Below are 5,529 nucleotides of genomic sequence, written 5' to 3'. Positions count from 1 at the left end.
TGGACTTCCAACGCGAGTTTCGTAGCGAGCGCTTAGAGCGCGAGCTTTTGCGTAAAGCAGATTTCGCTTAAATCTCAAGTAAGTTAATAAATTGTACGGCGCTTGCTGTAATATACAGAACGCTTAAGCTCAATCGATTGAACGAAATAGAGGAAAGATTATGGCACTGCCTAAATACAAGACCTCGCGTGCTAATACGCATTCGCGTCGCGCTAATTGGAAGGCGTCTGCCGTGCAGACTGTGACTTGCCCAAACTGTGGTTCTGAGGCATTTCCGCACATGGCTTGCCCATCTTGTGGCACCTTCCGTGGTCGTGTGTATCGCGAAGCTATTCGCTCTGCACACACCAAGTAGGTTGTACTAATAAAACCCTGCCATCGACGGGTGGCGGGGTTTATTTTTTATTTATTTGATTGCTTAATTTTTTTCTTTGTTTGTATGTGTTGTTTGTATGTGTTGTTTGTGGTAGATGAGTGTAATGTTGCAAATTTAGCATTTTTGCTGTGAGTGTTCAAAACCTGCGCGAGTAAAAAGTGGTTACTGTGAGTGTTGATGAGGGGGACTATAATAATGACTGCTATGAAGACTCAGAATAAACAAGAAGATCAACAAAATCGTAAGCATCAGCATGAAGAACATGATTTGCAAGTACGTCATAACGCAGGTGGGGTGTTGAGATTGGAGAATACTTCAGCTCGTCCTGGGGATCCGACGCAAGAGCTTTTAAATGCTTTGGGGACTACTATTTCTCCAGATTTACTGGTGGAAGCATTAACTCATCGTTCATTCTCGCATGAACACCCTGGTACAAGAAATTATGAACGGCTTGAATTTTTGGGTGATGCTGTGCTGGAACTTGTGTCGACGGAAACGCTATTTTCTGCTCATCCAGATATGACGGAAGGTCAACTCGCTAAAATGCGTGCGAAAGCAGTGTCCGAATGGGCTCTTTCGGCTGTTGCACGTAAAAAGCTTCACGTTGGTCCGTATATTCTACTGGGTCGAGGTGAAATGGAGCAGGGTGGAAACAACAAAGATTCGATTCTGTGTGATATTGTCGAAGCGCTTATTGGTGCAACATTTGTTGAGCACGGTATTGATGAGGCGCGCTTAGTTGTGCATCGATTGATTGATGATACTTTAGCAGAAGTGCTCACTGAAGGTCCGGCTCTTGATTGGAAAACATCGTTGACTGTGAAAGCGCATGATATGGGTTTAGCGGATCCAGAGTATCGCATGGCGGTTTCTGGACCAGAATATGCTCCAGTATTTGAGGCTCGCGCAGTGTTGGCTCATGCTGACGGTGACGAAGTTTTAGGCGTTGGAAGTGGTTCTAGTAAACGTAAGGCCCAGCTTGCTGCTGCAGAGCTTGCTTGGCATGCTCTTGATTCGCGTACAGTTACGCAAGCTAAGCCATAATTTTATGCACCAGCGTTGTTGTTAACGCTGGTGCATTTTTACAGTTTATTTTTACAGTTTTTAGATCTGTTCGGAAAGCTCCATCCACTCGTCCTCAAGAGTATTGGTTTCTTGAGTATTTTGTTGTAATTCTTCATTGAGTGCTTGCAATCCCACGAAATCGCTTGGGTTATGAGTAGCCATACGTTCCTCAATGTCAGATTTTTGATTTTCGAGTTTGGTAAGTTTGCGTTCAATGGCTGCAATACGTCTGGTTGCTTCGTAATAGGCTTTTCCTGTGAGTTTTGATTGACTATTGGTAGTGTTGTCAGCGTTGTTCTGATTATTTCCTATATTGTTATCGCTGACGTGTGTTTGTGGTGTGTTAATACTACTTTCGTGGTCGCGTTGAAGTTGATCTACGATCTGCAAATACTCGTCTACTCCTCCTGGGAGGTGACGAATTTTGCCGTCGATGAGTGCAAACTGCTGATCAGTTACACGTTCAAGCAGATAACGGTCGTGGGATACCACAATAAGCGTTCCTGGCCATGTATCGAGCAAATCTTCCATTACGGCAAGCATGTCAGTGTCAAGGTCATTGCCTGGCTCATCCATAATCAACACATTTGGTTCATTCAAAAGAATCAGCAATAGTTGCATTCGTCTTTTTTGACCGCCAGAAAGATCAGCAATTGGTGTCATAAGCTGTTCTGGCTTAAAACCAAGTCTTTCCATAAGTTGACCGGGTGTTACTTCTTTGCCGTCAATAATGTAACTTGGTTTGTATCGGCTCAGTACTTCCTTTACTTTATATTTTCCGAGCTTTTCCAATTCTTCTAAACGTTGTGAAAGTACGGCAAACTTTACGGTTTTGCCAATATTGACATGACCGAGTGTAGGTTTGAGCGATCCATCAATAATACTGAGAAGAGTTGATTTTCCGGCACCGTTTGCACCAACAATTCCGAAACGATCTCCAGGACCGATAAGCCATGTTGCGTCGTCGAGAATCATACGTCCGGTAATTGTTTTGTGTTCTGCCGCCGCAGTTTCTGGATTATTTTTGTCTGAGTTTTCTTGATGTTCGTCGACTGCAATCGTAACACTTCCTGTGTGCGTTGGTTGCGCAAAAACTGAGTTTACAATATCGACTTTATGTGATGTTTCTGCAGTAAGTTCCGACAATGCTTCATTTTCTGCAATATCTGGATCGATATTTGCTAGCATTTTCTCATCGTCAAAAATTTGTGTCACATCAATCAAATCGACAACTTGTTTGCCAAGTCTAGAAGTTGCCATTCTTTTAAGCTCAAGCGTATTACGTAATGGTGGCACATCCGCAATAAGTTCACGTGCTTGCTTTACATGGAACTTCTGCTTCGTAGAGCGCGCTCTAGCTCCGCGTGAAAGCCAAGCCAACTCTTTTCGCGCCAAGTTTCGTCTGCGTTCCTCGCGTACATCTGCTTGACGTTCTCTTTCAACGCGTTGCAACATGTAAGCACTATATCCACCTTCAAACGGATCGATTACGCCGTCGTGTACTTCCCACATAGACGTGCAAACTTCATCCAAGAACCAGCGGTCATGCGTTACAATCAGCAATGCTCCTTGCCCGTCTTGCCAGCGGTGAAGCAGGTGTTCTGCTAGCCAGTGAATTGTTACTATGTCTAGGTGGTTTGTAGGTTCATCTAAAGCTAAGATGTCCCAGTCGTGAAGCAAAAGTCTTGCTAAATCTGCACGTCGCCGTTGTCCGCCAGAAAGTGTGCCAACTTTTGCTTCCAAATTGATTCCGCCAAGAAGAGCTTCTACGATTTCGCGTGATTGTTGGTCTGCAGCCCATTCGTAATCTTCGCGATTTTCCAAAGCTGCTTCGCGTACAGTTGCGTTATCGTCTAAAGGATCGCGCTGGTCGAGCATGCCGAAAGTGAGCCTACCGCGTTTTGTTACGCGACCAGAGTCAGGTTTCATATGTCCTGCAAGTAGGCGAAGCAGTGTTGACTTTCCATCACCATTTCGTCCAACAATACCAATTCTGTCACCTTCAAAAACGCCTTGTGTTACGTTTGTAAAAATCGTTTTTGTAGCAAACTCTAGTGAAACTTGTTCTAATCCCAAATCATACGTAGGCATAATGCATAAATATAGTTGTAGACTTCTACGAAACAGCTCTCATGCAATACAACGGGTGTAGAAGATAACCGCCACGTGCTAGATTGGTGAGTTATGGCTCAAATCAAGGATATGCTGGATTCAATAAAACCTATTCGTGTTGATGGTCGTGCAGTTGACGAATTAAGACCGGTGCATATAACTCGCAATTTTACTGATGTTCCTGAGGGCTCTGTGCTTATCGAGTGTGGTAATACGCGTGTGATGTGCACAGCAACGTTTACGGTCGGCGTGCCTCGTTGGCGACGCGACTCTGGTTTAGGTTGGGTTACTGCTGAATATTCGATGCTTCCTCGTGCTACAGCTGAGCGCACTGATCGTGAGTCTGTTCGTGGAAAAATAGGTGGTCGCACGCACGAAATTAGTCGCCTTATTGGTCGCTGTTTGCGCGGTGTTGTTGATATGAAAGCTATGGGCGAGTGCCAAATACAAATCGACTGTGATGTGTTGCAGGCAGATGGTGGTACGCGTACAGCTTCAATAACTGGTGCTTACGTAGCATTAGTAGATGCGCTTCGTTGGGCAGAAAAGCATAACGCTATTCGTTCTGCTTCGCATGTGCTTAAGGATTCTGTTTCTGCTGTTTCTGTAGGAGTTATTAACGGTACGCCTATGCTTGATTTGCCATATGTTGAAGATAGTCAAGCTATGACAGATATGAATGTTGCTATGACTGGTTCTGGAACTTTTATTGAGATTCAGGGTACTGCTGAACATCGTCCGTTTAATCGTGATGAATTAAATATTTTGCTTGATTTAGCTGCTAAAGGTAATCGTGAATTGCAAGCTGCTCAGAATGCAGCATTAGAAAAATAAAAAGAGTTGTTGCAAAATAACAATATTTGTAGCAAAATATGCAGAATATTTTATAGAAAAGTGAATATGTAGAAAAATGAATATGTAGAAAAATGAATAATTGTACAAATGTAATGTAATTACATAATAAGTAACTATAAAAGAGATTGAAGGAGAGCGGGCGTGAAACTTGTTGTGGCGACGCATAATGAGGGAAAACTCGTTGAAATTAAGCGCATTCTCACTGAACAGTTGGCAGAATTAGCGAATCAGTTTGAGCTTATTACTGCCGGTTCACTTGGTCTACCAGATCCTGTAGAAACAGGTGTTACTTTTGAGCAGAATGCGTTACTGAAAGCTCGCGATGTTGCTGCTAGAACTGGTTGCCCTGCTATTGCTGATGATTCAGGTCTTATCGTTGACGTATTGGGTGCAGCTCCTGGTATTTTGTCGGCACGTTGGAGCGGTGTGCATGGTGACGATAAAGCTAATAATGCGCTTCTTTTGAAGCAACTTTCTGATATTCCAGATCAATGTCGTACTGCACGTTTTCGTTGCGCTGTGGCTCTTGCTATTCCTGATGCTTGTAGTGAAGTTCCGGAAAGTAGTGTGATGTCGCATGCTCGTGGATTTGAAATAGTTCGTATTGGCGAGATGATTGGTCATGTATTGCGTGAAGAACGTGGCACTAACGGTTTTGGCTATGACCCTTTGTTTGTGCCTGATGAGCAGCCGGTGCGCAACGGCGTGCAGATGGAAGGCTTGACGAGTGCGGAATTAACGCAAGAAGAGAAGAATGCAATTTCTCATCGTGGTCATGCATTACGCGCATTATTACCTGAGTTGCAAGCGTTATTTTTGACAGAATAAGAATAAATTATTGCAAACCGATGTTTATAAACCGATGTTTGTAAAGATATTGCCAATAATTTGCAGTGAATTATAGGTAAGTAGTAAGACTGTATTCAAACTTCGGGTTTTCGTTGAGATACAAGGAAAACCCGAAGTGACGAAATTTAGTAAGTCTATCATTTAGTCTTATTTGACTTTTGATGAAACATACTATCGAGTGTGTTATGCATTGTAATACAAGCGTTTTGCGGTAATCGAACCTGTTTGCTGCATATTCGCCACCCGGACAAAACTGTGTAAAAATAAGCTCA

5 protein-coding genes are annotated in these 5,529 nt (G+C 43.3%); 4 read left to right on the top strand and 1 reads right to left on the bottom strand.

The window, feature by feature from the left end; all coding sequences use genetic code 11:
• Positions 1–160 precede the first annotated feature (160 nt).
• Together rpmF and rnc are read left to right on the top strand one after the other, a co-directional pair.
• Positions 161–355: a 50S ribosomal protein L32 gene (gene rpmF / locus HMPREF3208_RS01925; RefSeq protein WP_016636728.1), complete on the top strand. Its 195-nt coding sequence runs from the start codon at positions 161–163 to the stop codon at positions 353–355.
• A 225-nt stretch (positions 356–580) separates the two neighbouring features.
• Positions 581–1,420, top strand: a complete 840-nt coding sequence (gene rnc, locus HMPREF3208_RS01920; protein WP_230953053.1) for a ribonuclease III — start codon at positions 581–583, stop codon at positions 1,418–1,420.
• Positions 1,421–1,480: 60 nt separating this feature from the next.
• Here the strand turns inward: rnc and HMPREF3208_RS01915 are convergent, their stop codons facing one another.
• Positions 1,481–3,532 carry an ABC-F family ATP-binding cassette domain-containing protein gene (locus tag HMPREF3208_RS01915; protein WP_064346972.1) on the bottom strand — a complete coding sequence of 684 codons (2,052 nt, stop codon included), beginning with the start codon at positions 3,530–3,532 and terminating at the stop codon, positions 1,481–1,483.
• 93 nt (positions 3,533–3,625) lie between these two features.
• Here HMPREF3208_RS01915 and rph point away from each other — a divergent pair, with 93 nt between their 5' ends.
• Both rph and HMPREF3208_RS01905 read left to right on the top strand, forming a co-directional pair.
• Positions 3,626–4,387 (top strand): ribonuclease PH, encoded by a 762-nt coding sequence (rph, locus tag HMPREF3208_RS01910; protein WP_016636732.1) that lies wholly within the window; start codon positions 3,626–3,628, stop codon positions 4,385–4,387.
• Positions 4,388–4,549: 162 nt separating this feature from the next.
• On the top strand, positions 4,550–5,236 hold the full coding sequence (locus HMPREF3208_RS01905) for a non-canonical purine NTP pyrophosphatase (RefSeq protein WP_016636733.1): 687 nt from the start codon (positions 4,550–4,552) through the stop codon (positions 5,234–5,236).
• The last annotated feature ends 293 nt before the right edge of the window (positions 5,237–5,529 follow it).

Origin of the sequence: Gardnerella vaginalis, assembly GCF_001546485.1 — a bacterium.
Taxonomy (GTDB): Bacteria; Actinomycetota; Actinomycetes; order Actinomycetales; family Bifidobacteriaceae; genus Bifidobacterium; species Bifidobacterium vaginale_D.
The sequence above is the reverse complement of the archived record's forward strand: the minus strand, read 5'-3'. Positions and strand labels throughout refer to the sequence as shown.